Source organism: Rhizobium leguminosarum bv. viciae USDA 2370 (assembly GCF_002008365.1).
GTDB lineage: Bacteria > Pseudomonadota > Alphaproteobacteria > Rhizobiales > Rhizobiaceae > Rhizobium > Rhizobium leguminosarum.
This window is the reverse complement of the sequence record NZ_MRDL01000019.1, coordinates 38,613-61,331: the sequence shown is the minus strand read 5'-3', so window position 1 is coordinate 61,331 and position 22,719 is coordinate 38,613. Positions and strand designations below refer to the sequence as shown.

Annotated in this window: 25 protein-coding genes, 1 tRNA gene and 1 riboswitch; of the genes, 14 read left to right on the top strand and 12 right to left on the bottom strand. The window is 62.5% G+C overall.

Features of this window, described 5'->3' with window-relative positions:
- Positions 1-86: 86 nt before the first annotated feature.
- Entirely contained in the window at positions 87-548 is a 462-nt protein-coding gene (locus BS629_RS09060; protein WP_026188611.1) for a carboxymuconolactone decarboxylase family protein, read from the top strand.
- A 388-nt stretch (positions 549-936) separates the two neighbouring features.
- On the opposite strand, the gene BS629_RS09055 is transcribed toward BS629_RS09060, so the two are convergent.
- Together BS629_RS09055 and BS629_RS09050 are read right to left on the bottom strand one after the other, a co-directional pair.
- Positions 937-1,572: a YitT family protein gene (locus BS629_RS09055; RefSeq protein WP_020493417.1), complete on the bottom strand. Its 636-nt coding sequence runs from the start codon at positions 1,570-1,572 to the stop codon at positions 937-939.
- Between the two features lie 212 nt (positions 1,573-1,784).
- Positions 1,785-2,717, bottom strand: coding sequence for a class I SAM-dependent DNA methyltransferase (locus BS629_RS09050; RefSeq protein WP_018244665.1), 933 nt, complete (start codon positions 2,715-2,717; stop codon positions 1,785-1,787).
- A gap of 144 nt (positions 2,718-2,861) precedes the next feature.
- On the opposite strand from BS629_RS09050, the gene BS629_RS09045 reads away from it, so the two are divergent.
- The 3 genes from BS629_RS09045 (at position 2,862) to BS629_RS09035 (ending at position 5,057) form a co-directional block, all read left to right on the top strand.
- The gene (locus BS629_RS09045) at positions 2,862-3,128 is read left to right on the top strand and encodes a DUF6460 domain-containing protein (RefSeq protein WP_026188610.1); all 267 of its coding nucleotides are present in this window, start codon (positions 2,862-2,864) and stop codon (positions 3,126-3,128) included.
- A gap of 1 nt (position 3,129) precedes the next feature.
- Complete coding sequence (locus BS629_RS09040; protein ID WP_018244663.1) at positions 3,130-3,627, top strand: CAP domain-containing protein; 498 nt, start codon at positions 3,130-3,132, stop codon at positions 3,625-3,627.
- An 83-nt stretch (positions 3,628-3,710) separates the two neighbouring features.
- A complete protein-coding gene (locus BS629_RS09035) occupies positions 3,711-5,057 on the top strand; it encodes an MATE family efflux transporter (protein WP_018244662.1) in 1,347 nt (448 codons plus the stop codon).
- Here BS629_RS09035 and BS629_RS09030 read toward each other — a convergent pair.
- Positions 5,033-6,121 (bottom strand): quinone-dependent dihydroorotate dehydrogenase, encoded by a 1,089-nt coding sequence (locus BS629_RS09030; protein WP_018244661.1) that lies wholly within the window; start codon positions 6,119-6,121, stop codon positions 5,033-5,035. The genes BS629_RS09035 and BS629_RS09030 overlap by 25 nt on opposite strands.
- On the bottom strand, positions 6,118-6,471 hold the full coding sequence (locus tag BS629_RS09025; RefSeq protein WP_026188609.1) for a DUF952 domain-containing protein: 354 nt from the start codon (positions 6,469-6,471) through the stop codon (positions 6,118-6,120). The genes BS629_RS09030 and BS629_RS09025 overlap by 4 nt, the downstream gene beginning before the upstream one ends.
- Before the next feature lie 118 nt (positions 6,472-6,589).
- Here BS629_RS09025 and BS629_RS09020 point away from each other — a divergent pair, with 118 nt between their 5' ends.
- From BS629_RS09020 to BS629_RS09000, 5 genes are all read left to right on the top strand, one after another.
- Positions 6,590-6,988 (top strand): hypothetical protein, encoded by a 399-nt coding sequence (locus tag BS629_RS09020; RefSeq protein WP_018244659.1) that lies wholly within the window; start codon positions 6,590-6,592, stop codon positions 6,986-6,988.
- Between the two features lie 91 nt (positions 6,989-7,079).
- On the top strand, positions 7,080-7,727 hold the full coding sequence (locus tag BS629_RS09015) for a response regulator (RefSeq protein ID WP_003545225.1): 648 nt from the start codon (positions 7,080-7,082) through the stop codon (positions 7,725-7,727).
- A gap of 116 nt (positions 7,728-7,843) precedes the next feature.
- Positions 7,844-8,506 carry a S24 family peptidase gene (locus BS629_RS09010; RefSeq protein WP_018244658.1) on the top strand — a complete coding sequence of 221 codons (663 nt, stop codon included), beginning with the start codon at positions 7,844-7,846 and terminating at the stop codon, positions 8,504-8,506.
- An 11-nt stretch (positions 8,507-8,517) separates the two neighbouring features.
- On the top strand, positions 8,518-9,228 hold the full coding sequence (locus tag BS629_RS09005; protein WP_018244657.1) for a thermonuclease family protein: 711 nt from the start codon (positions 8,518-8,520) through the stop codon (positions 9,226-9,228).
- A gap of 102 nt (positions 9,229-9,330) precedes the next feature.
- Complete coding sequence (locus BS629_RS09000) at positions 9,331-9,744, top strand: tellurite resistance TerB family protein (protein WP_077988118.1); 414 nt, start codon at positions 9,331-9,333, stop codon at positions 9,742-9,744.
- A gap of 33 nt (positions 9,745-9,777) precedes the next feature.
- Here BS629_RS09000 and BS629_RS08995 read toward each other — a convergent pair whose 3' ends face one another.
- Positions 9,778-10,653: a transporter substrate-binding domain-containing protein gene (locus BS629_RS08995; RefSeq protein ID WP_018244656.1), complete on the bottom strand. Its 876-nt coding sequence runs from the start codon at positions 10,651-10,653 to the stop codon at positions 9,778-9,780.
- Between the two features lie 427 nt (positions 10,654-11,080).
- Here BS629_RS08995 and BS629_RS08990 point away from each other — a divergent pair, with 427 nt between their 5' ends.
- A complete protein-coding gene (locus BS629_RS08990) occupies positions 11,081-13,075 on the top strand; it encodes a methyl-accepting chemotaxis protein (protein ID WP_018244655.1) in 1,995 nt (664 codons plus the stop codon).
- Positions 13,076-13,132: 57 nt separating this feature from the next.
- Here BS629_RS08990 and BS629_RS08985 read toward each other — a convergent pair whose 3' ends face one another.
- Positions 13,133-13,513, bottom strand: a complete 381-nt coding sequence (locus BS629_RS08985; protein ID WP_018244654.1) for a VOC family protein — start codon at positions 13,511-13,513, stop codon at positions 13,133-13,135.
- Positions 13,514-13,926: 413 nt separating this feature from the next.
- Between BS629_RS08985 and BS629_RS08980 the strand changes: the two genes are divergently transcribed.
- Positions 13,927-14,205: a hypothetical protein gene (locus tag BS629_RS08980; protein WP_018244653.1), complete on the top strand. Its 279-nt coding sequence runs from the start codon at positions 13,927-13,929 to the stop codon at positions 14,203-14,205.
- 26 nt (positions 14,206-14,231) lie between these two features.
- Here BS629_RS08980 and BS629_RS08975 read toward each other — a convergent pair.
- Both BS629_RS08975 and BS629_RS08970 read right to left on the bottom strand, forming a co-directional pair.
- A tRNA-Gly gene (locus BS629_RS08975) sits at positions 14,232-14,305 on the bottom strand.
- A gap of 59 nt (positions 14,306-14,364) precedes the next feature.
- Positions 14,365-15,459 (bottom strand): 2'-deoxycytidine 5'-triphosphate deaminase, encoded by a 1,095-nt coding sequence (locus BS629_RS08970; RefSeq protein WP_018244652.1) that lies wholly within the window; start codon positions 15,457-15,459, stop codon positions 14,365-14,367.
- A 73-nt stretch (positions 15,460-15,532) separates the two neighbouring features.
- A riboswitch (SAM riboswitch) is annotated at positions 15,533-15,611 on the top strand.
- 42 nt (positions 15,612-15,653) lie between these two features.
- Here BS629_RS08970 and BS629_RS08965 point away from each other — a divergent pair.
- A complete protein-coding gene (locus BS629_RS08965; RefSeq protein ID WP_018244651.1) occupies positions 15,654-16,838 on the top strand; it encodes an O-succinylhomoserine sulfhydrylase in 1,185 nt (394 codons plus the stop codon).
- 241 nt (positions 16,839-17,079) lie between these two features.
- Positions 17,080-17,472: a Co2+/Mg2+ efflux protein ApaG gene (apaG, locus tag BS629_RS08960; protein WP_003556205.1), complete on the top strand. Its 393-nt coding sequence runs from the start codon at positions 17,080-17,082 to the stop codon at positions 17,470-17,472.
- Between the two features lie 28 nt (positions 17,473-17,500).
- On the opposite strand, the gene BS629_RS08955 is transcribed toward apaG, so the two are convergent.
- From BS629_RS08955 to BS629_RS08945, 3 genes are all read right to left on the bottom strand, one after another.
- Positions 17,501-18,493: an Hsp33 family molecular chaperone gene (locus BS629_RS08955; RefSeq protein WP_018244649.1), complete on the bottom strand. Its 993-nt coding sequence runs from the start codon at positions 18,491-18,493 to the stop codon at positions 17,501-17,503.
- Positions 18,494-18,583: 90 nt separating this feature from the next.
- The gene (gene argF / locus BS629_RS08950; protein WP_018244648.1) at positions 18,584-19,498 is read right to left on the bottom strand and encodes an ornithine carbamoyltransferase; all 915 of its coding nucleotides are present in this window, start codon (positions 19,496-19,498) and stop codon (positions 18,584-18,586) included.
- A gap of 42 nt (positions 19,499-19,540) precedes the next feature.
- Positions 19,541-20,740 carry an aspartate aminotransferase family protein gene (locus tag BS629_RS08945; RefSeq protein ID WP_026188608.1) on the bottom strand — a complete coding sequence of 400 codons (1,200 nt, stop codon included), beginning with the start codon at positions 20,738-20,740 and terminating at the stop codon, positions 19,541-19,543.
- A gap of 420 nt (positions 20,741-21,160) precedes the next feature.
- Here BS629_RS08945 and BS629_RS08940 point away from each other — a divergent pair, with 420 nt between their 5' ends.
- Positions 21,161-21,694: a GcrA family cell cycle regulator gene (locus tag BS629_RS08940; protein ID WP_018244646.1), complete on the top strand. Its 534-nt coding sequence runs from the start codon at positions 21,161-21,163 to the stop codon at positions 21,692-21,694.
- A gap of 301 nt (positions 21,695-21,995) precedes the next feature.
- On the opposite strand, the gene phoB is transcribed toward BS629_RS08940, so the two are convergent.
- Positions 21,996-22,679, bottom strand: a complete 684-nt coding sequence (gene phoB / locus BS629_RS08935) for a phosphate regulon transcriptional regulator PhoB (RefSeq protein WP_003545181.1) — start codon at positions 22,677-22,679, stop codon at positions 21,996-21,998.
- Positions 22,680-22,719 lie beyond the last annotated feature (40 nt).

Sequence of the window (22,719 nt, the reverse complement as noted above, 5' to 3'; positions counted from 1 at the left end):
ATGCCGGTCAAAACTTAACCGAACCCAAGGAAAAGCCGCCAAATGCTGGTGTTCTGCCCCTTGCGTTCTTTCATTGGAGAAAGATCATGCAACCACGTTTCAATTTCGCCAAAGCCGCCCCCGATGCCTACAAGGCTGTCGCCGCGCTCGAGCAATATGTCCAGTCCTCCGGGCTGGAGCGTCGCTTCATCCACCTGATCAAGCTGCGCGCTTCGCAGATCAATGGCTGTGCCTATTGCGTCGACATGCATGTGAAGGAAGCCCGCCATGATGGGCTCAGCGAACAATGGATCAACCTGATGTGCGTCTGGCGGGAATCGCCGGTCTATGACGCCCGCGAACGGGCGCTGCTCGGCTGGGTGGATTCGGTGACCAATATCGCCAAAACAGGCGCGCCTGATGCCGACTACGAGACGCTGAAGGGGCATTTTTCCGAGGAAGAGATGACGAAGATTACGGTGGCGATCGGCGCCATCAACATCTGGAACCGGCTTGCCGTCGGCTTCCGCTCACAGCATCCGCTCGATGCCGCAACGAAGGCAGCCTGAGATATCTGCTGAGAGGGAAATCATCCTTGCAACCGACCCGAAAATCTCGGGTCGGTCGAATATCGGATCATTCGTGATCCCGAGTGGCCCGTACGGCAACGGCGTCAAACCGATTGCCCGGGAGGTCGATGCTGTTGAATATGTCTCGGACGACTTTCGCAATCTCTTCTGCGGAAGCGCCCTTGGCGTATTCTTCCTGCATACGGCGTCTGACAAGTTTTTCCAAATCTGACATAGTTCACCTCATCAAATCCGGCGCGAGATGAGTTTCGCGCCGAGACCGATCACAGGCAAGTTACGTTTTATTTAGAATGGCTTACCGATTGGTAATGTTAGAGCATGTCGCGCAAAAGTGTGCGGCGGTTTTGCGATAACGACATGCGTAAAGCTAAAGCGCGATGTAGCGATCAGCCCGGTGATTGATGGCAACGAAGAGGTTGAGGACGACGGCGCCGAGCACGGAATAGAAGACGACAGGCGGCGTGGTGACGAAGAAGGCGGCGGCGAGCACGCACATGTCGATGGCGAGCTGGACGAGGCCGGCTCGGATGCCGAAACGTTCCTGCAGGTAGATGCCGAGAATGCCGACACCGCCGAGGCTGGCGCGGTGGCGATAGAGCGCCAGCAGGCCGAAGCCGAGCAGCAAGCCGCCGAGAAGGGCCGCCCAGGCCGGATGGATGCTCGAAATGGACAGAAAGCGCGACTGCACATCGGCAATCACCGAGGTCAGGCCGATGGCGATGAAGGTCTTGACGGTGAAGGCCATGCCGAGGCGCTTCCACGAGAGATAGAAGAACGGCAGGTTGAGCAGGAAGAAGGCAAGGCCGAAATTGACGCCGAAAGCATAATGCAGGAGGAAGGCCACGCCGGCGGTGCTGCCGGTGAGAAGGCCGGCGCTGGCGAGCACATAGAGGCCGAGAGCGGCAACCAGGCTGCCGGAGAATATGCCCTGCACATCTTCGATCGGGGTGTGGCGCGTCGCAGTCGTATTCCAGAAGCCAAGGGCATTGATGAGCTGTGTCATGTCGCCAGTCTCCACGGCAGACGATTTTAAAAAACGCGCTGGGAGAGGCCCGGGCGCAACGGAATTTTGCATAATGAAAGAAGCCGGAGCGCCTCGGCGATAATTGCCGGGCATCTCTGCAGATGCGGCACAGTATCGGGTTTTTCGGTCTTCCGATCAAGCAAAATAGGTAAGCAATGCTGACCTATTAAAAAATCGCAAGAAATGTTCGCTCACTCTGGTTTGCGCGTAAGGAACAGAATGCCGGAAACCGGTTTTCCGCCATCTTTGCGAATGACCGACTTGACGGTCGCAAGGATTTGCAAGCCGTGACGGGCAAGAAGCATCCTGACGTAGCTTTCCGAGTGGGCATAACGCAGCGACGGCGCAAGATGAAAGCCCTCGCCGTCCCCGGCATCCTCGACGGAAAAGGCGATATCGGCGCCTGATGCAGCGAGTTCTCCGACGATGGCAAAGACGCTCTCGAGATTGCCGAGATACATCAGCACATCGGCTGCCGTCACCAGATCGGCGCGATGGCGCGCGGCCTCCGCAAACAGGCCGGAGAGCTCGGGCGCGAGCGAGAGATCGGCCTGGGCGAGACTGTCATAGACCCGTTTCTCGGCAGCCTTCACGAGCATATTCTGCGAGAGGTCGAAGCCTTCAAGGCGGTCGACATTGGCGCGGATCTCCGGGCCGAGCAGACCGGTGCCGCAGCCGAGATCGACGGCGTGTTCGTAGCGCCTGCCGGTGGAGGCGACGAGCGCTGCGAGCTTCTGCGGGACGTTGTAGTCGAGCTTGTCGACAAGGGCTGATTCGAACCGATCGGCATAGTCGTCGAAGAGGCGCTCGACATAGCGGCTCGGCGGGCGGTCGGGCGTGGCCGCGTAGCCGAGAAGGGCAAGCTTGAGGGCGGCACCGAACATGCCGTCGGGATCGAGGGCAAGCGTCTTGCGATAGGCCTCGATCGCGGCTTCGCCCCTGCCCGCCTTTTCGCGATAGGTGGCGAGGCGATACCAGCCGGCGGCCCAGGCGGGTACGAGTTCGAGGGCCTGTTCCATCAGCTCAGCGGCCGCTTCCGGCTCGCCGCCTTCTTCAAGCATCCTGGCATAATCGGCGCGGCGGTCGGCGATAACGTCGCCTGAGGAAAGCTGGTGGGGCTGCATCAATGGACCTAATTGGTTGGCCCGCATTTGGCGGCGGCCACAAAAAAACTCAAGTCCTATTTCAGAGGCGAAGCGGCCAATTCCGGAAAGGGCTTGCGGGCGGCACGCCGCGACCTTATTCCAAGGGCAAACAGGAGATGGCTTATGTCCGATCAGGCGAACAGGTTCCTCGGCGATTCAATCGGCCGTACATTGATAAAGCTTGTCGTGGTGTCGCTGATCGTCGGTTTCGCCATGACCGTCTTCGGCCTGACGCCGTGGAGCATCATCGATGGCGTCCGCGACTTCGTCCTGGAAATCTGGCATCGGGGCTTCTCGGCCCTCGGGCGCGTCGGCGACTATCTCATCCTCGGCGCGACGATCGTCATCCCGCTCTTCGTCATCCTTCGTCTTTTCAGCTACCGCCGGTAACATGACATCCATCGATCTTTCCAGGCGTGGTCTGCTGCGCCTTTCCGGACTTGCACTCGCCGCCGGCATCGCCGGTTGCACCACGACCCCGCGGATGGCCGGCACGCCTTCCGACGGCGAGGACGAGACGGCGAGCGTGCTGCCGCTCGTCAACCAGCTGCGGGCGAAGCACGGCCTGCCGCCGCTTGCCGCCGATCCGGCGGCGAGCACTGCCGCCCTGTTCCAGGCGAAACGCATGGCGAGCGCCGGCAAGATGGCACATCTGATGGGGATGACCGACAGTTTCGGCGCGCGCGTCAAGGCGAGCGGCGTGCGGCTACCGGCGGCCGAAAACATCGCCTCCGGCCAGCAGAGCGTCGATGCCGTGGTGACGGCCTGGATCAACTCGCCGCATCACCTGGAAAACATGCTCGGACGTTATGACGGCCTTGGCGTCGCCGTCGCCCATAATACATCTTCCAGGAACCTGCCCTATTGGGCCATGGTGCTTTCCAGCTGAGGTGATTCCGCCTGCAGCAGTTCAAGTGATGCAGCGTCTTTTGCGCGTCTAACGACGCTTGGCGCTGCCGCGACGAGGCCGGCATGGATACACGCAGCAATAACAACGCGCTTGCTTTTGACGTGACGCACCGGCTGGTGCTGGCGATCGCCATTCCGATGACGCTCGGCTTCATGACGACGCCGCTGCTCGGGCTGACGAACACCGCCGTGGTCGGCCGTATGGGCAATGCGGAAGCGCTGGCCGGGCTGGCGATCGGCGCCATGCTCTTCGATCTGATCCTCGGCAGCTTCAACTTCCTGCGCGCTTCGACCACAGGCCTGACGGCGCAGGCCTATGGCCGGCGGGATCAGCACGAGCAGCAGGCGGTCTTCTCCAGGGCGATGATTTCGGCGCTCGGCTGCGGACTGGCGCTGCTCTGTCTTTCGCCGCTGCTGATGGCGGCGGGGTTGAGGTTGATGGGGGCGGAAGGAGCGATCGCCGAGGCAACCGGCACCTATTTCTCGATCCGCATGCTGGCAGCACCGGCGGCGCTGGCGAATTACGCCATCCTCGGCTTCGTGCTCGGGCGCGGACAGGGCAATATCGGACTGCTGCTGCAGGCCATCATCAACGGCATCAACATCCTGCTTTCGATCTATCTCGGCCTGACGCTCGATTGGGGCGTGGCGGGGGTCGCCTGGGGAACGATGGCCGGCGAAACCGTCGGCGCGCTCGCCGGGCTTTTCATCGTGCTGCGCGGCTTCGGCAAGGCAGCGCGGCCGGCATGGTCCGAGGTCTTTTCCCGGCACCGGCTGGCCGAGCTTTTTGCGCTCAATCGCGACATCCTGATCCGCACCTTCGTGCTGATCGGCGCCTTCACCATCATGACGCGGATCGGCACCAGCTTCGGCGCGGTGACGCTTGCCGCCAATGCCGTGGTGATGAATTTCTTCCTGCTGTCCGGCTATTATCTCGACGGGCTTGCCAATGCCGCCGAACAGATCATCGGCCGGGCGATCGGCGCGCATTACCGGCCGGCCTTCGACCGCGGGCTGAAGCTGACGACCTTGTGGTCCTTCGGGCTGGCGGCGCTCGGCTCGGCCTTCTTCTTCCTCGCCGGCCCCTGGCTGATCTCGGTGCTGACCACCTCACCGGAGGTGCGGCAGGCGGCCGAAACCTATCTGCCCTGGGCGGCGGTGACGGGACTGACCGGCGCGCTCGCCTTCCTGATGGACGGGGTCTTCATCGGCGCCACGTGGTCGGCCGACATGCGCAACCGGATGCTGATATCTTTTGCCGGCTATCTCTTGATGCTCGCGGTCTTCGTGCCGCTCTTCGGCAATCACGGCCTGTGGTTGGCGATGAATGCCTTCCTGCTCTTCCGCGGCATCTTCCTGGCGATGTTGGTGCGGTCGAGGGCCGATCAGACCTTCCGCGCCGCCCAATAGTCCAGCCGGGTATCGCGCAGGTCGCGGATCGAGGCGGCTTTTTCGCGGTCCAGCAGTTTCGAGAGGCCGCGGACGATATCGCCGGCCAAGCCGGGGCCTTCATAGACCATACAGGAATAGAGCTGGACCAGATCGGCACCCGCCCTGATCTTCTCCAGCGCCGTCTCGGCCGACGAGACGCCACCGACGCCGATGATCGGCAGATCAGGGCCGACGCGCTTGCGCATCCTGGCGAGCACGGCCGTCGACTTTTCGAATAGCGGCACGCCGGAAAGGCCGCCCGCCTCCTTCGCCTGCCGCTGATCCCTAAGGCCATCGCGCGACAGCGTGGTGTTGGAGACGATCAGACCATCAAGCGCATGCGAGAGCACTTCCGCGGCGATATCGTCCATGCCTTCCTCGGTCAGATCAGGCGCGATCTTCAGAAAGACCGGGATCTTCCGACCGGATGTCGCCGTCATCTCGTCGCGCGCCGCAAGCACTGCGGACAGCAGTACCGCAAGGCTTTCGCGCCCCTGCAGGTCGCGTAGGCCGGGGGTGTTCGGCGAGGAGATGTTGGCGGTGAAATAGCGCGCGACGGAATAAAAGCGGCGGATGCCGGCGACATAGTCGGCGATGCGATCCTCGCTGTCCTTGTTGGCGCCGATATTGACGCCGATCATGCCACCGCCGCTTAGCGCGGCGAGGCGCCCGAAGGCGGCATCATGGCCTTCATTGTTGAAGCCGAGACGGTTGATGACGCCTTCATCCTCCACTAGGCGGAAGATGCGCGGGCGCGGATTGCCGGATTGCGGCTTCGGCGTCACCGTGCCGATCTCGGTAAAGCCGAAGCCGAGCTTCAGCAGCGCCTCCGGCACCTCGGCATTCTTGTCGTAGCCTGCGGCCATGCCGAGCGGATTTTCGAAGGTAAGGCCGGCAACGGTCTGGCGCAGGCGGGGATCGGGCGTGAGCTGGCAGGCGGGCACGAGGCCGGATTTCAAGGCGGCGATCGACATGCCGTGCGCCGTTTCCGGATCGAACAGGAAGAGACCCTTGCGGGCGAGACGCTTGAAGGGATCGATCATGGCTGCAGCTCCGGGAAAATATGGGCGCTGACTTCGTCGAGCGGCAGCGGCGCCTCCCAGAGCACGGCCGCAAGCGGCAGATCGGCGTAGAGATGTGGGAAGAGATCGCCGCCGCGCGAGGGCTCAAAGACCAGCTTGTCGCCAAAGCCGCGGCCATCGACGGCAATCAGCAGCAGGCCGGACTGGCCGGCAAAGTGCAGGGCAGCGGTCTGCTTCACCTGGTCCGCCGTCGAGAAATGGATGAAGCCATCTTGGAGATCGATGCCAGCGCCATGAAAAATGCCGGTTTGTCTGGCTTGCTGCCAGAGCGTTTCCGTCACGATCTTGTAAAGGGTCGGTGTCAGGGTCATCATGGCCTCACGATGGGCTGTTCCTTGGTCACGAGGGCTTTGCCGGAAAGAGGCGGCGATGTCCACGCCCCGGCGCGAAAAACGGGACCGCCACAAGCAAAATCCGGAGGATGAGACGATGAAGGTTTTGATTCTGACGCTTGGCGTTTTTCTCATGCCGTTGGCGGCCGCGGCGGCCGAAGCCGATGCCGGCCGCTTCCAGCTGGAGAAGAGCGGCGATCATTTCGTCCGGCTCGACCGGCAGACCGGGGCCATGTCGATCTGCCAGGACAAGGACGGCGCCCTCGTCTGCCGGATGGCAGCCGACGAGCGGGCGGCCTATGAGGACGAACTCGACCGGCTGGCAAAGCGGGTGACGGCGCTCGAACAGGGCAATGTCGCCCAGCGCGCGCTGCCGAGCGACGCCGAGGTCGACCGTTCGATCAGCATCATGGAGCGGATGATGAAGAGTTTCATGGGGATGGTGAGGGAGTTCCAGGCTGAGGAAAACACCAATCCCCTTCCGCAGAAGACCTGATCTGATATAGTCATGTCAGCAAGCCGGCATGCAACGCGGAGGGATGGCGTCGCATGCAAGGCATGATCGGGCTCTTGGGAGGGAGTTTTCGATGCAGGAACAGACCATCATCATTGCGGACGATCATCCGCTTTTCCGCGACGCGCTGCGCCAGGCAGTGATCGGCATGGAAGGCCGGCAGTCGATCGTCGAGGCCGGCGATTTCGCTGCCGCACGCCGGGCCGCCGGCGCCCATGCGGACGCCGACTTGATGCTGCTCGACCTCGCCATGCCCGGGGTCAGCGGCTTTTCCGGCTTGATGGCGCTGCGCTCAGAATTTGCCAGCCTGCCAATCGTCATTGTGTCGGCAACCGATGACGCGACGACGATACGCCGGGCGCTGGAACTCGGCGCTTCCGGCTTCATTTCGAAATCCTCCGGCATCGAGGATATTCGCCGCAGCATCCAGACGGTGCTTGCCGGCGACATCGCCACGCCGGAAAGCTATCGCGACGGCCAGGAGCAGGATCCCGATGTCGCCGACCTGATCCACCGCCTGCATACGCTGACGCCGCAGCAGAGCCGGGTGCTGACCATGCTTGGCGAGGGGCTGCTGAACAAGCAGATTGCCTACGAACTCGGCGTCTCCGAGGCAACGATCAAGGCGCATGTCTCGGCGATCCTGTTGAAACTCGATGTCGACAGCCGGACGCAGGCGGTGATCCAGCTCGGCAAGATCAACATGGCGATGGTCGCCTGAGCGCTGCATGCGATAACAGGATTTTATTCCTCTTCTATCTTTACTCAGGCGGCGCGGTCGGTTAATATTCCGGCGGGTTGGAGCGCGGCGTTGAATGAGCCGCGACGGAATCGCGCATGCTGTCACACGACCAGATCTGGGAAGCGCTCGACAGGCTTGCCGAACGGCACGAGCTGACGCCATCCGGACTTGCGCGCCGCGCCGGCCTCGACCCGACCTCCTTCAACAAATCGAAACGGCTTTCCGCCGATGGGCGCCTGCGCTGGCCCTCGACGGAATCGATCGCCAAGGTGCTCGACGCCACAGGCGCGAGCATGGAGCAGTTTATGGCCTTCATGCGGCCGGATGCCGGCTCGGGACAGCAGGAAGGCGCATTTCCTCAGCGAGGCGGCTCCATTCCGCTGCTCGGCTTCGCGCAGGCGGGCGCGGGCGGCTTCTTCGACGATGGCGGTTTTCCGGCCGGCCAGGGCTGGGACGTGGTGGAATTTCCGGCGGCCCCGGCACAGAAATCAGGTGTCTATGCGCTGGAGGTGCAGGGCGAGAGCATGATGCCGCTCTACCGCGACGGCGATGTGTTGATCGTCGAGCCGGGGGCGCAGGTGCGCCGCAATGACCGCGTCGTCGTGCGCACAAACGAGGGCGAGGTGATGGCCAAGGTGCTGCTGCGCCAGAGCCCGCGATCGATCGAGCTGATGTCGCTCAATCCCGAACATCCCAACCGCATCCTCGAGCTTTCCGACGTCGCCTGGATCGCCCGCATCATCTGGGCCAGCCAATAGGAAGATATTCCATGCGCCCTGCCGCCTTCATTACAGGTATCACGGGGATGGTAGTGGTGGTCGGCCTGCTGATGGCGGGCGAAGCAAGGCTTGGCGGCGGCACGGCCGGCGAAGAGACGGCGTCCGCAGGGGAGACGGCGACAGCACCAGCGGATGCGGCCCCCGAGGCCGGCGAACCCGCGACGATGTCGGACGACCGTGCCGAAATGATTGCTCGCTCGGTAGAACCGGTGGCCCCACCCGCTCCAGACCCGGGCGACGGGGTGACATCCAAACCGGCCGATCTGCAGCAACAAGCGGAGACGGCAGCCGGGAAAACGGGAGGTCCGACGACGAAAAAGGCGATGGAGCTGGCGCGGCCGGCCGTCGACAATGCCGGCATCCTTTCCTTTGGCGAGCGCAGGCTTCAGCTTGCCGGCATCGTGCCGACGCCGGTCGACAGGATTTGCGGGCCGGCAGACCGGCAATGGCCCTGCGGCATGATGGCGAAGACGGCGCTGCGCCTGCTTTTGCGCAACCGCAGCGTCACCTGCGATCTCGACAGTGCGGAATGGAAGGAAACGGCGACAACTGCCTGCCGGCTCGGCACACAGGATCTCGGCTCATGGCTTGCCGAAAACGGCTGGGCGGAAGCAGCGGCGGGTTCGCCGCTTGCGGAGATCGCCGAGACGGCCAGGCAGGCAAGAAAAGGCATTTACGGCGACGATCCGCGCCGCAAATGAACCGGCAGCCATTGCAAGCGATCGGACGGCCCGGATCGGGCCGATCCCTTGTAATGGCTGTCGCCAATTCCTAATCTGGGCTGATCGAAAAAGGAATCAGAGATGAATAAGCCGCTTTCCGCCCATGATGCGCTGATCTACGTGATGGTGATGGCATCCGCCGTCGACAGCACGATGAACGACAGGGAACTGGAAAGGATCGGCCAACTGATCGGATTCATGCCTGTTTTCCGGGATTTCGATGACGACAAGCTGATTGCGGTGGCGCGCGACTGCGCCTCTCTGCTCGCCGGGCCGGAGGGCCTCGACGTCGTGCTCGAAACCGTGCGCGACACCCTGCCCGCAAAACTTTACGACACGGCCTATGCGCTGGCCGTCGAGGTGGCATCGGCCGATCTCTCGGTCAAGGCGGAGGAGTTGCGGCTGCTCAGCCTGCTGCGTGACCGGCTCGGCCTCGACAAGCTCACCTGCGCGGCAATCGAGCGCAGTGCGATTGCCCGGTTCCGCAAGGGCTAGGGGCTAAAGCGCGTCTCGCGTCTTTTAGCGGCTTCAATAGAGCCCGTAGGGAAAGTAGCGCAGATAGATTTCCTGGAGGCGGCCGTTGCGCGACAGCGTGGCGAGCGCGTGGTCGATGGCGGATGTCAGCACACTGTCCTTCTGCCGCAGCATGATCGTCATGCCCTCGCCGAGAAATTGCTCGGAGAGATAGGGGCCGTCGAACAGCGCGCAGCATTTTGCCGAGGCCGGCGAAGAAACCCAGAAGGAAAGCTGCAGCGCATCGGCAAAGGCGGCATCGACCTTGCGATCCTTGAGCGCCGCCAGCAGGGCGTCCTTTGTGTCGAATGGCTCGGCTTTGATCGCCGGAAAGAAGGCTGCCAGCATTGCCTCGTGCACCGTACCCCTGACCACACCGACCGGATGTTTCGACAGGGCGGCAGCGGTCTTTCCGTCGAGCGGCACGGCGAGATTGCGCACGAAGCGCGCCGGCAGCATCAGATAAGGTCTGGAGAAGACGAATTGCCGGCGCAACTCCGGGGTCACGGCAAAACCGGCGATGACGGCATCGCCCTGCGAGGCGGCGAGCGCGTCCCTGAGGTCGGCGAAGGGGAGTGCCTGGATCTGGCACTTGTCTGAAATCTCCAACTCGCTGCAGATTTCGCGGGCGAGGTCGACATTGAAGCCGGAGAGCTTGCCGTTCTGATCGGTGAAATTGAAGGGCGGGAAGTCGACCGAGGTCAGGAAGCGCAAGCGCACCAACGAGGAGAGATCGGGCCTGGCAAGACGTTCGCGTGCATCGAAGAGCAGCGGCAGCGAGGGGGACGCCTGCTGGGCGGCTGCGGCCAAACTCGAAAGAAGCACGCCCAGAAACAGGCCGAACGCGAGAAAACCCTTCAGAGTCAGGGATGCCAGCTTGGATTGCATCATCGTGATCTTGGTCTCTGGGTTAAGCGCGAAGCATTACGGCGTCGGCGAGATGTATCAGAGTCATGCGTGGTGGGGAATATGCGTGGAGGTGAGCCGGATCGTGCTGAGGGCACGTCCCCTCGCTCCGTTTGGGGAGAGAGTTAGGGTGAGGGCAGCCGGCGTGGACCGACAGCCGTGGCAACGCACCTGAGACGACAATTCAGCCCCTAAAAATCACAGTCATCCGCCGCCCGGTGTTAGCGCGGAATTAAAGAATATCGCCTTTTATTTGTCGCGACGACATCGGACCCCGCCAGCCGATCGCATGATGCAAGCGTCAGCCCAAACGTAATCCTAAACCGCGATATTGAAGCAGCGTTTTTTCTGCAACAATTGATTTCAAAAGCACCGGGCGCGCGACACGCCCCGTCAATCGGGTGACATTTCCATGCTGAAACATCTGAAAATCCGCACAAAAATCATATCGGTCGTGGCGCTGCTCGGGCTGATCACCATGGCCGGGCTGATCTATGTCATCTCCGAGTTCCGCCGTGCGGACGCCGCCTATAGCGCCTTCATCGATCATGAGGCGCAGGCCTCGATGCTGAGCGCGCGCGCCAGCGCATCGGCGGTGGCCTCGGTGTTGCAGGTCACCCTGCTTGCCGACATGAAGCCCGATACGCCGGCATTCCAGACGGCGCTCGCCACACCGAGCAAGCTGCCGCAGGCGCGTGACCGCATGAAGCAGGCTCTGGCGCTGGTGCCGAGCCGCAAACCGGCGATCGATGAAATCCAGGCCGGAATCGATGAGATCGAAACCCTGGCGAACAAGATCACCGAACAGAGCAAAGCCAAGGACAGCGCCGGCGCGCTTTCGAATGTTGCCCTGATCAATGCCAAGCTCAATGCGCTGACGCCGAAGATGATCGCCAACAATGATGCGATGATGGCGATGCTCAACGATGGCGGCGACGCGCTCTCGGCTTCCGTCAACGGGCGGATCGTCTTCTGTTTCGTGCTGATCGGCATCGCCGTTCTCGCCGCCGTCGGCTTCAGCGTTTTCGTCGCCCAGATAGGCATCGCCGGCCCGATGGCACAGCTGCGCCAGCGCATGACGCGGCTTGCCGAGGGTGACACAACAAGCGATGTCAGCGGCCTCGACCGCGGCGACGAAGTCGGACAGATGGCAAAGGCCGTTTTGGTCTTCCGTGACAATGCGATCGAGCGGGCCCAAATCGAGGCACGCGCCGAAGCCGACCGCAACGTCAGCGACAGCGAGCGCCGCGAACGCGAAGCGCAGAAGGTCCGCGAAGCATCCGAACTGGAACGCGCCGTCACCGCACTCGGCGACGGCCTGCGCCGCCTTGCCGCCGGCGATCTCGCCTCGCATATCGACGAACCCTTCGTCGCGCATCTCGATGCGCTGCGTACGGATTTCAACAACTCGGTCGAGAAGCTCAACGAAACCCTGCATACGGTCGGCGCCAATGCCCGGGCGATCGGCGCCGGCGCCAATGAAATCCGCTCTTCCGCAGACCAGCTTTCGCAGCGGACGGAACAGCAATCTGCCTCCGTCGAAGAAACGGCAGCGGCGCTGGAGGAGATCACGACGACGGTGCGCGACGCCGCCAAGAGGACCGAGGAAGCGAGCCAGCTCGTCGCCCGTACCCGCCTCGGCGCTGAAAAATCGGGCGAGATCGTCCGCAAGGCGGTCTCCGCCATGCAGCAGATCGAGAAATCTTCGGGCGAAATCTCCAACATTATCGGTGTCATCGACGACATCGCCTTTCAGACCAACCTTTTGGCTCTGAACGCCGGCGTCGAAGCGGCGCGTGCCGGCGAAGCCGGCAAGGGTTTTGCCGTCGTCGCCCAGGAAGTGCGCGAGCTCGCCCAGCGCTCGGCCAAGGCGGCCAAGGAGATCAAGGCGCTGATCAGCACCTCTGGCACGCATGTGCAGACCGGCGTCTCGCTGGTCGGCGAAACCGGCAAAGCGCTCGACGCGATCGTCGCCGAGGTGCAGGAGATCAACCAGCACGTCCACGCGATCGCCGAGGCCTCCCGCGAACAGTCGATCGGCCTGCAGGAGATCAACACCGCCGTCAATTCCATGGACCAGGGCACACAGCAGAATGCGGCGATGGTCGAGGAATCCACTGCCGCCAGCCACAACCTCGCCACCGAAGCGGCAGCGCTCAACAATCTGCTTGGCCAATTCAGGCTGACCGGCACCGGCGGCTTCACCGCCAGCGCGCCTATCGCCACAGCAGCACCACGCGCGCCCGCCCGCCCGGCAGCAAGGGCAGCCCCGATCCGCGTCGCTAGGGAAGGCACCGCCCGCCCGGCCGCCTCGCCGGCCCGTGCGCTCGGCCAGAAGATCGCCAACGCCTTCGGCGCCGGCGGCAGCACGTCGCCGAGCCAGGATCCCGACTGGACGGAATTCTGAGCCGGTCAAAACAGGCATTGGCAAGGGCGGCTGCGGCCGCCCTTGCTATTTGGGGACCTAACCCTGTCGCCAGCCGATCTCGACCAGGATGTTTCCGGGCGCCGTGCAATAAAAAAGCCAGCCGCCGCGCATGGCGGCCGGCGGGCCGGACAGCGCAGCACCGGCAGCCGCAAGCCCGGCATGGACCGCATCGACATCCGCCCTTTCGGGCAAAATGAAGCCGATATGATAGGTCTGGCGCCCGATCTCCACCTGATCGGCGGTGCCGAACTTGGCGATGGCGTGGCTGAGGACAATTTCGAGGCCGGCATCGTCTTCCAGGATCGCGAGGCCGTACTGGCCGCGCATATCCTTAAGTCTCAGGCCGAAATGACGGATCAAGAAATCCGCCGTGGCAGCAATATCGGGAACGTGGAAATCGAGATGGTTCAGGCGCATGACAGTCTCCGTTCGAAAAAAATCCCGGGACTGCCTTTTTGCCGTCTCCGCACGCCGCCGGGATCCCGCATCTTCATGCGGATCACGTCGCGGGTTCTCGTGCCATGGCACGGAGCAGAGCTTCCCCAGAGCGCTTAACGCTCCAGCGGAAGGGACCGGGCTTACCTCAACCGATCCTGCCTTTTTCGACGGTGCCGATCTAGCAGACGGCACCGGTTTCGGCAATGGATGCGTCGGTGCACCACTGGTGGAACGGGATTGTCACCCTAATATCAATAGGCCGTCGGCCACTCGATCACAGCGTCCCCGGCGACGCTTCCCGAAGGGTTGAAGAGCGGCATGGGCATTCGTGTCGTGAACTCTCTCCGGCAAGGCGTAGAGTGATACTATTCACGGCATTGGGAGGGATGGACATGAAACCTGCAATCATCGGCCTCATCGGCACGCTCGTTCTCGCTGGATGCAGCACCGTCACCTATGGCGGCCCCGGCCTCGAACCCATACCGGGAAGCATCACCTATAGTGGCCAACCGCGCACCAAGCTCACCAAATCACCAGTTGGTTCCGCCTTTCCGCATGATTTCATCGACCAGTACGGCCAGCAGGTGGAGGAAACCTACATCATCCAGCCCGACAGAAGCCTGATGATCGCGCATCGTCGGTACAAGCCGATCCGGTTTTTCGGGGATTAGGCGCATCAGGTATAGTTTGCGGGAGCTGGAGCGGGTGAAGGGAATCGAACCCTCGTATTCAGCTTGGGAAGCTGCTGCTCTACCATTGAGCTACACCCGCGTTGATGCGAGATTTCCAACAGATGGGGGCCGCTGTCAAGTCGCGGCCGCCGGGAAGGCTCAGATGCGGAAGTGCTTCGAGAGCTTGAGGCCCTGGGCCTGGTAGTTCGAGCCGAGACCCGAGCCATAGAGGCTTGCGGGCTTTTCCTGCATGTGCTCGTAGACGAGGCGGCCGACGATCTGGCCGTCTTCGAGGATGAAGGGCACCTCGTGGCTGCGCACTTCGAGCACGGCGCGGCTGCCGCGGCCGCCGGCCGGAGCATGGCCGAAGCCAGGATCGAAGAAGCCGGCATAATGGACGCGGAATTCGCCGACCAGCGGATCGAAGGGGGTCATCTCGGCTGCATAATCCGGCGGCACGTGCACGGCCTCGCGCGAGACGAGGATATAGAACTCGTCCGGATCGAGGATCAGTTCGTTGCGGCCACGGCTGTAGAGCGGCTCCCAGAAATCATAGATGTCGTGCTGGGCCTTCTTGTCGACATCGACGACGGCGGTGTGATGTTTGCCGCGATAGCCGATCAGGCCTTCCTTGTCTCCGGCGAGGTCGATCGACAGCGCGATGCCGCCGCCGGAAACGTTGGGCAGCTTACTGGCGACCAGCGTCTCGCTTTCATGCAGCTTCAACAGTTCCGGCTCGCCGAGCAGAGCCTGGCCGACGCGAAAACGGATCTGCGACAGGCGCGAGCCGCGGCGCACGACGATCGGGAAGGTGCGTGGGCTGATTTCGAGATAGAGCGGGCCGGCATAGCCTGATGGAATCTTGTCGAACTCCTGGGCGTAATCGGTGATGACGCGGGTGAAGATATCGAGGCGCCCCGTCGAGCTCTTCGGATTGGCCGAGGCCGACATGTCGGCCGGCAGCGCCAGGCTCTCCATCAGCGGCACGATATAGACGCAGCCGGTTTCGAGCACCGCCCCCTCGGAGAGATCGATCACATGCAGGCTCAGCCGGTCGAGCTTGTCGGACACCAGATGCGAGGGGCCGGGCATGAAGCTGGCGCGCACGCGAAACGCCTTGGCGCCCAAGCGCAGGTCGAGACTTGCCGGCTGGATCTGGTCACGGTCCAGCTCCCGTTCGGAGATCAGACGCTCCGTTTCGAACAGCGCGGAGATCGCGCGATCCGCCAGAATTCCCGTTTCACGAGCCATCATGCCTCATCCATCATTTGCCGCCGACAAAACCAAACTCGGGGAATTGACGCAAGCAGCTAACAGCAGTATTGCAGAATTATCCCGTGGTGATTTGGCCGGTCGGCTTGCAGCCACGTTAAACAAGTGGCTAAAAAGACCGGGTTGAAACCGGTCTGCTTTTGCGACCGGTTTTTTTGTTATGTGAAGGTGATGGCATGAGCAAGACCTGGCGCCCGGCAACCCAACTCGTCCACGGCGGCACGCTGCGTTCGCAATATGGCGAGACGTCCGAGGCAATCTATCTCACGCAAGGGTTCGTCTACGAGACGTCGGAGGCAGCCGAAGCCCGCTTCAAGGGCGAGACGGAGGGCTTCATTTACGCCCGCTACGGCAGCCCGACCAATGACATGTTCGAAAAGCGCATGTGCATGCTCGAAGGCGCCGAAGACGCCCGCGCCACCGCTTCCGGCATGGCCGCCGTCACCGCGGCGATCCTTTGCCAGCTGAAGGCCGGCGATCATATCGTCGCGGCACGTGCCCTCTTCGGCTCCTGCCGCTGGGTCGTCGAGACGCTGGCGCCGAAATACGGCATCGATTGCACGCTGATCGACGGCCGGGATCTTGCGAACTGGGAAAAGGCGATCACGGCGAAGACCAAGGTGTTCTTCCTGGAAAGCCCGACCAACCCGACGCTCGAAGTGATCGATATCGCAGGCGTCGCCAAGCTCGCCAACCAGATCGGCGCCAAGGTCGTCGTCGACAACGTCTTTGCGACACCGCTCTTCCAGAAGCCCTTGGAGCTCGGCGCCCATATCGTCGTCTATTCCGCCACCAAGCATATTGACGGCCAGGGCCGCTGCCTCGGCGGCGTCGTCCTTTCCGACAAGGAATGGATCGACGAGAACCTGCACGACTATTTCCGCCATACCGGCCCGGCCATGTCGCCGTTCAACGCCTGGACTTTGCTGAAGGGCATCGAGACGCTGCCGCTGCGCGTGCGCCAGCAGACCGAGAATGCGGCGAAGATCGCCGATTTCCTGGCCGAGCAAGGTAAGATCGCCAAGGTGATCTATCCCGGCCGCAAGGACCATCCGCAGGCCGATATCATCGCCAAGCAGATGACCGGCGGCTCGACGCTGGTCGCCTTCGAGCTGAAGGGCGGCAAGGATGCGGCCTTCGCGCTGCAGAACGCGCTTGAGATCGTCAAGATCTCCAACAATCTTGGCGACAGCAAGAGCCTGATCACCCATCCGGCGACGACGACGCACAAGAACCTGACGGAAGAGGCGCGCGCCGAACTCGGCATCTCGCCTGGTACGGTCCGCCTTTCGGCCGGCATCGAGGATACCGACGACCTGATCGAGGATTTCGCGCGGGCGCTTGCCAAGGTTTCGGCCTGATCTAGGATAAAGGCGGCCGGACCTCATTTGGGGTTCGGCCGTGCCGGACCTCACCAAGGTGAGGCCGGGGGAACAAGATTGCCCGCCGCGGCGTTCCGAAACGGAATTAACACTGACAATTAGGCTTAACGATCGAAACCCTTCGGATCACAGCCGTTTCAGCGATGATAATTGTTCCGTTTCTTGACGGACAGGGCCTCTTATAAGATACGGGTAACATATCTTGACTAAGGTGCAAGGCATGTATCGCGCCCTCACAAGAGACATCGAAGTTGTAGTCGAACCGTTCTATCTGGAGGAGCAATCCGATCCGGACGACGATCGTTATGTCTGGGGTTACCGGATTGTCATCAGCAACAATTCCGGCATCGCCGTTCGGCTGGTCAACCGTTACTGGAACATCACCGACCAGAACGGACAGGTGGACGAGGTCACCGGTCCCGGCGTCGTCGGCGAGCAGCCGCGGCTCAGCCCCGGCGACACCTACGAATATTCCTCCGGCTGCCCGCTCGACACGCCCTCAGGGCTGATGTTCGGCCATTACCAGATGGAAACGGACGAAGGCGAGATGTTCGATGTCGACATCCCCGCCTTCTCGCTGGATTCCCCGGGGCTGCTGCGCGTGCTTAACTGAGGCGATAGCGCACCGCCTCTTTTCAGAACTATTCGGCCGGCTGAAGCTCGGCCGGCTCGAAGCGGTAGGTGGTCGAGCAGAATTCGCAGGTGACGGCGATTTCGCCGTTTTCCTGGCTGGCTTCGATCTCTTCGGCCGAAAAGCCCTTCAGCACACCCTTGATCTTGTCGCGCGAGCAGCTGCAGCGATCAAAGACGGCGCGCGGTTCATAGACGCGCACGCCGCGCTCGTGGAACAGGCGAAACAGCAGCCGTTCGGTGCCGACAAGCGGGTCGGTGAGTTCATCGGCGTCGATGGTCTCGACCAGCGAACGGGCTTCGACCCAGGCATCGTCCTCGCCATGCGGGCGGTTGCCGGTGTCGCCGTCGCCGCCGTGGAGATCCGGCTGGCGCATGCGCTCCGGCGCTTCCGGCAGGAACTGGGCGACGAGGCCGCCTGCCCGCCAGCGATGGCGCGGCTTGCCGGCATCGTCACGATCGAAGAGTTCAGCGGCGGCAAGGCGGACGCGCGTCGGGATCTGCTCCGACTGGCGGAAATAGACGCCGGCAATTTCCTCGAGCGTGGTGCCGTCGAGCGCGACGATGCCCTGGTAAGGCTGGCTGAACTTGCCCTGGTCGATGGTGAAGGCGAGCACGCCCTTGCCAAGCAGTTGCTCCGGCTCGGTTTCACCAGACTCGATGGCCTTGTTGAGCAGCGCCTGATCGAAACGGGCATAGGCGCGGACGTTTTCCGGCGTCGAGAAATCGGCGACGAGGAGATCGACCGGGCCATCGCCCTTGGTCTGCACCGTGAACTTGCCGTCGAACTTCAGCGAGGTGCCGAGCAGCACCGTCAGCACGACGACTTCGGCAAGCAGCCGGGCAACGGGTGCGGGATAATGATGGCGCTCGAGGATCGCATCGAGCATCGGGCCGAGCTGGACGGCGCGACCGCGCACATCCAGCCCCTCCACCTGGAAGGGGACGACATGGTCATCGCCGGCGAAATCAAACTGGCCGAGGGCGGCTGCAGCTTCTGCCATGGCTTTCACTCCTAGTTTTCAGAGCGATGGGCCAGCGTGCCCTTCGCTCACGCGGTCGCGAGTCTGTGACTCGCGACATCCGATTATGGTTCAGATCGCGCCCAGGCACCAAGCAAGAATCGACTTCTGCGCATGAAGACGGTTTTCCGCCTCATCGAAGACCACGGATTGCGGACCGTCGATCACTTCGTCCGTCACTTCCTCACCGCGATGGGCGGGCAGGCAATGCATGAACAATGCATCATTGCCGGCTTTGGCCATCAAGGCCGCGTTGACCTGATAAGGCTGGAAGACATTGTGACCCCGGGCCCGATGTTCCTGATTCATGGAGACCCAGGTATCGGTCACCACACAATCGACGCCGGCGACCGCACGGTCGGCATCATGGCAGAGCATGATTTCGGCGCCCTCATTGCGGGCCCAGTTCAGATAGTGATCCTTGGGCTCGGAGCCAAGGGGTACGGCCATGTTCATGCGGTAGCCGAAACGCGCGGCACCCTCGACCAGCGAATGCAGCACATTGTTGCCGTCGCCGGTCCAGGCGATGGTCTTGCCCTTGATCGGGCCGCGGTGCTCTTCGAAGGTCATGATGTCGGCCATGATCTGGCAGGGATGGGTGTCATCCGTCAGCGCATTGATCACAGGCACGGTCGCATGCTCGGCAAGCTCGACCAGCCGCGAATGTTCGGTGGTGCGGATCATGATCGCATCGACATAGCGCGACAGCACCTTGGCGGTGTCGCCGATCGTCTCGGCGCGGCCGAGCTGCATCTCGGTGCCGGACAGGAACAGCGTTTCGCCGCCGAGCTGGCGCATGCCGACGTCGAAGGAGACGCGGGTGCGCGTCGACGGCTTCTCGAAGATCATCGCCAGCATCTTGCCGGCGAGCGGCTTGTCGCCCTTGCCGGCCTTGAAGGCCTGCTTGCGGGCGAGCGCATCGTTCATGATGGTTCTGAGATCGGCTGATGTGACCGCCGAAAGATCGAGGAAATGTTTAGGGCTCATATCGTCTTCTTACCTGTGCTGCGCCCGAAGGCGGCAATCTCTTCAAGCCGTCTTCTTGACCTTGGAGGCGCGAATGCTTTCGGCGGCGCGCTCGATGCGGGCAAGGCCCTCGCGGGCTTCCTCGGCGGTGACCACGAGGGGCGGAAGAAGGCGGATGACGTTGTCGCCGGCGGGCACACCGAGCAGATGGGCGGCGCGGATCGCCTGCAGCAGTTCGGCGGAGGGAACGGCAGCCTTGATGCCGAGCAACAGCCCCTCGCCTCTGATATCTTCGATCACATCGGGATAACGATCCTTCAGCGAGGCGAGGCCCTGGCGGAAGACCAGTGCGACGTCGCGCACATGCTGGAGGAAGCCATCGGCAAGGATGATGTCGAGCACGGCACTGCCGACGGCCATGGCGAGCGGATTGCCGCCATAGGTCGAGCCATGCGTGCCGGCCTTCATGCCGGAGGCGGCCTCTGAAGTGGCAAGGCAGGCGCCGAGCGGGAAACCGCCGCCGATGCCCTTGGCGACAGCCATGATGTCGGGGGTGACGCCCGCCCATTCATGGGCGAAGAGCTTGCCGGTGCGGCCGACGCCGGTCTGGACCTCGTCGAGGATCAACAGCAGGCCGTTGTCGTCGCAGAGCTGGCGGAGCGCCTTCATGAATTCGGTGGTGGCAGGACGGACGCCGCCCTCGCCCTGCACCGGCTCGATGAGAATCCCAGCCGTGGCATCGGTGATAGCGGCGCGGACCGCTTCGATGTCGCCGAAAGCCACCTGATCGAAACCCGGCGCCTTGGGGCCGAAGCCTTCGAGATATTTCTCCTGGCCACCGGCGGCGATCGTCGCCAGCGTCCGTCCGTGGAAGGCGCCTTCGAAGGTGATGATATGGAAGCGCTCGGGACGGCCCTTGGAAAACTGATAGCGGCGCGCCGTCTTGATCGCGCATTCGAGCGCCTCGGCACCCGAATTGGTGAAGAACACCTTGTCGGCGAAGGTGGCGTCCGTCAGCCGTTTTGCCAGACGTTCCTGACCGGGGATCTCATAGATGTTCGACAGGTGCCAGACCTTGTCGGCCTGCTCCTTCAGTGCGCCCACAACATGCGGATTGCTGTGGCCGACTGAGGTGACGGCAACGCCAGCGCCGAAATCGAGATATCGCTCGCCGCTTTCGGTGATCAGCCACACGCCCTCGCCTCGCTCGAACCGCAGCGGGGCACGAGAATAGGTGTCATAAAGCGGCGCGGCTTCAGCCATGGCGCGATCTCCATCAAAGTTGCCGGGCAATGACTCCGGCTAAGGAAACCAGGCCCGAAAAATCAAAAATGCCGCCTTGCGGCGGCGAGGGGCACTATTTCCTTTTCGCGCTGCAATGTCAACAAAACTGCGCCCTTAGCGTATGCAGCAAGGGTGTACAGCGGCATTTTCAGTCTTCAACAGGCATTATTGCAGAAATGCCACGCAGAGGCAGCAAGTTGGGGAAAACTACGAATTCGATTCATCCGGATTCATGCGACTCTTGTCACGGAGTCAGCCTCACACTAGGTTAAAGATCAATTACTAGACTGCATGCGGCGGAACTAGTCACCAAAATTGATCAAGCGTTTCTTGTTTCGGAGCTCCCGGGACAACGGTGAGGGATTCTGCCATCACCAACGCAAAAGGTGGAGACAGGGCATGAACTGGACAGACGAGCGGGTCGAGAAACTCAAGAAACTTTGGGCCGAAGGACTAAGCGCCAGCCAGATCGCTGCGCAGCTTGGCGGAGTCAGCAGAAATGCGGTCATCGGCAAAGTGCACCGGCTGAGCCTTCCAGGCCGTGCCAAGGCCGGCGGCACCAACACCGCCGCACGAACGCCGAAGCGCAATACATCGGCGCCGCGCGCACCGAACTACACCTCACGGGTCGCCACGCGCACCGTTACCCGCCAGCAGGGCGCGACCATGCTGAAGGAAGAGATCGAGATCGAAACGATCGAGGAAATGGAATACGTGCCGAGAGGCAACGTGGTCGTGCCGATTTCCCGACGCCTCGGCCTGACGGAACTGACCGAACGCACCTGCAAGTGGCCGGTCGGCGATCCGCTGAAGGACGACTTCCATTTCTGCGGCTGCGAATCCCCCGACAATTCGCCCTATTGCAGCTATCACCAGAAGCTTGCCTACCAGCCGGTCAACGAACGGCGCCGGGCGGCAGCGCGGGCCAGCTGAGCGGTCTGACCATCGTTAGAATGCAGAAACGGGCCGAGTGGCCCGTTTTTTTATGCAATTTTGGTTCGTGCCGATGGCTGCCCCTCATCCGGCTGCCGGCACCACCGGGGTCGAGCGCCATGGGTCTCGACCCGTCCTTCGGACCCCCGCCCGCGGGGCGAAGGGGATATGCCGCACCCCTTCTCGGTTCCCCACCAGACTCTCGCGGGGCACGTCCCCTCGCCCCGTTTACGGGGAGAGGGTGAGGGTGAGGGGCAGACGTCAGGACGAGCGACTTTGTCAGCAACCAGAACGGAAGCCCTCAGGCTTCCATCGAATAACCGGCGCCGCGGACGGTGCGGATGACGTCCTGCATGTTGGAAAAATTCAGCGCCTTGCGCAGGCGGCCGACATGGACGTCGACGGTGCGCTCGTCGACATAGATATCGTGGCCCCAGACGCCGTCGAGAAGCTGCGAGCGGGAGAAGACCCGGCCCGGCGACGACATCAGGAATTCCAGCAGGCGGAATTCGGTGGGGCCGAGGCGGACTTCGCGGGTCTTGCGATGGACGCGATGGGTCTCGCGGTCGAGTTCGATATCGCCGCATTTCAGCACCGTCGACAGCACCTCGGGACGGGCGCGGCGCAGCATCGCCTTGACGCGGGCAACGAGCTCGGGGGTCGAGAAGGGCTTGACGACATAATCGTCGGCGCCCGTCGACAATCCGCGAACACGCTCGCTCTCTTCGCCGCGCGCCGTCAGCATGATGATCGGCAGGCGCTCGGTTTCCGGCCGCATGCGCAGGCGCCGGCAGAGCTCGATGCCGGAGACGCCAGGCAGCATCCAATCGAGGATGAGCAGATCGGGCGTGCGCTCCTGAAGCCGCATTTCGGCTTCGTCGCCACGAAGGATGGTATCGACCTCGAAGCCTTCCGCTTCGAGATTGTAGCGAAGAAGCACGCTGAGGGCTTCCTCGTCTTCAACAACTGCAACTCTCGGGATCATGCGTGTCGGTCTCCTCGCGCATGATCCTTAAACCGGGGGT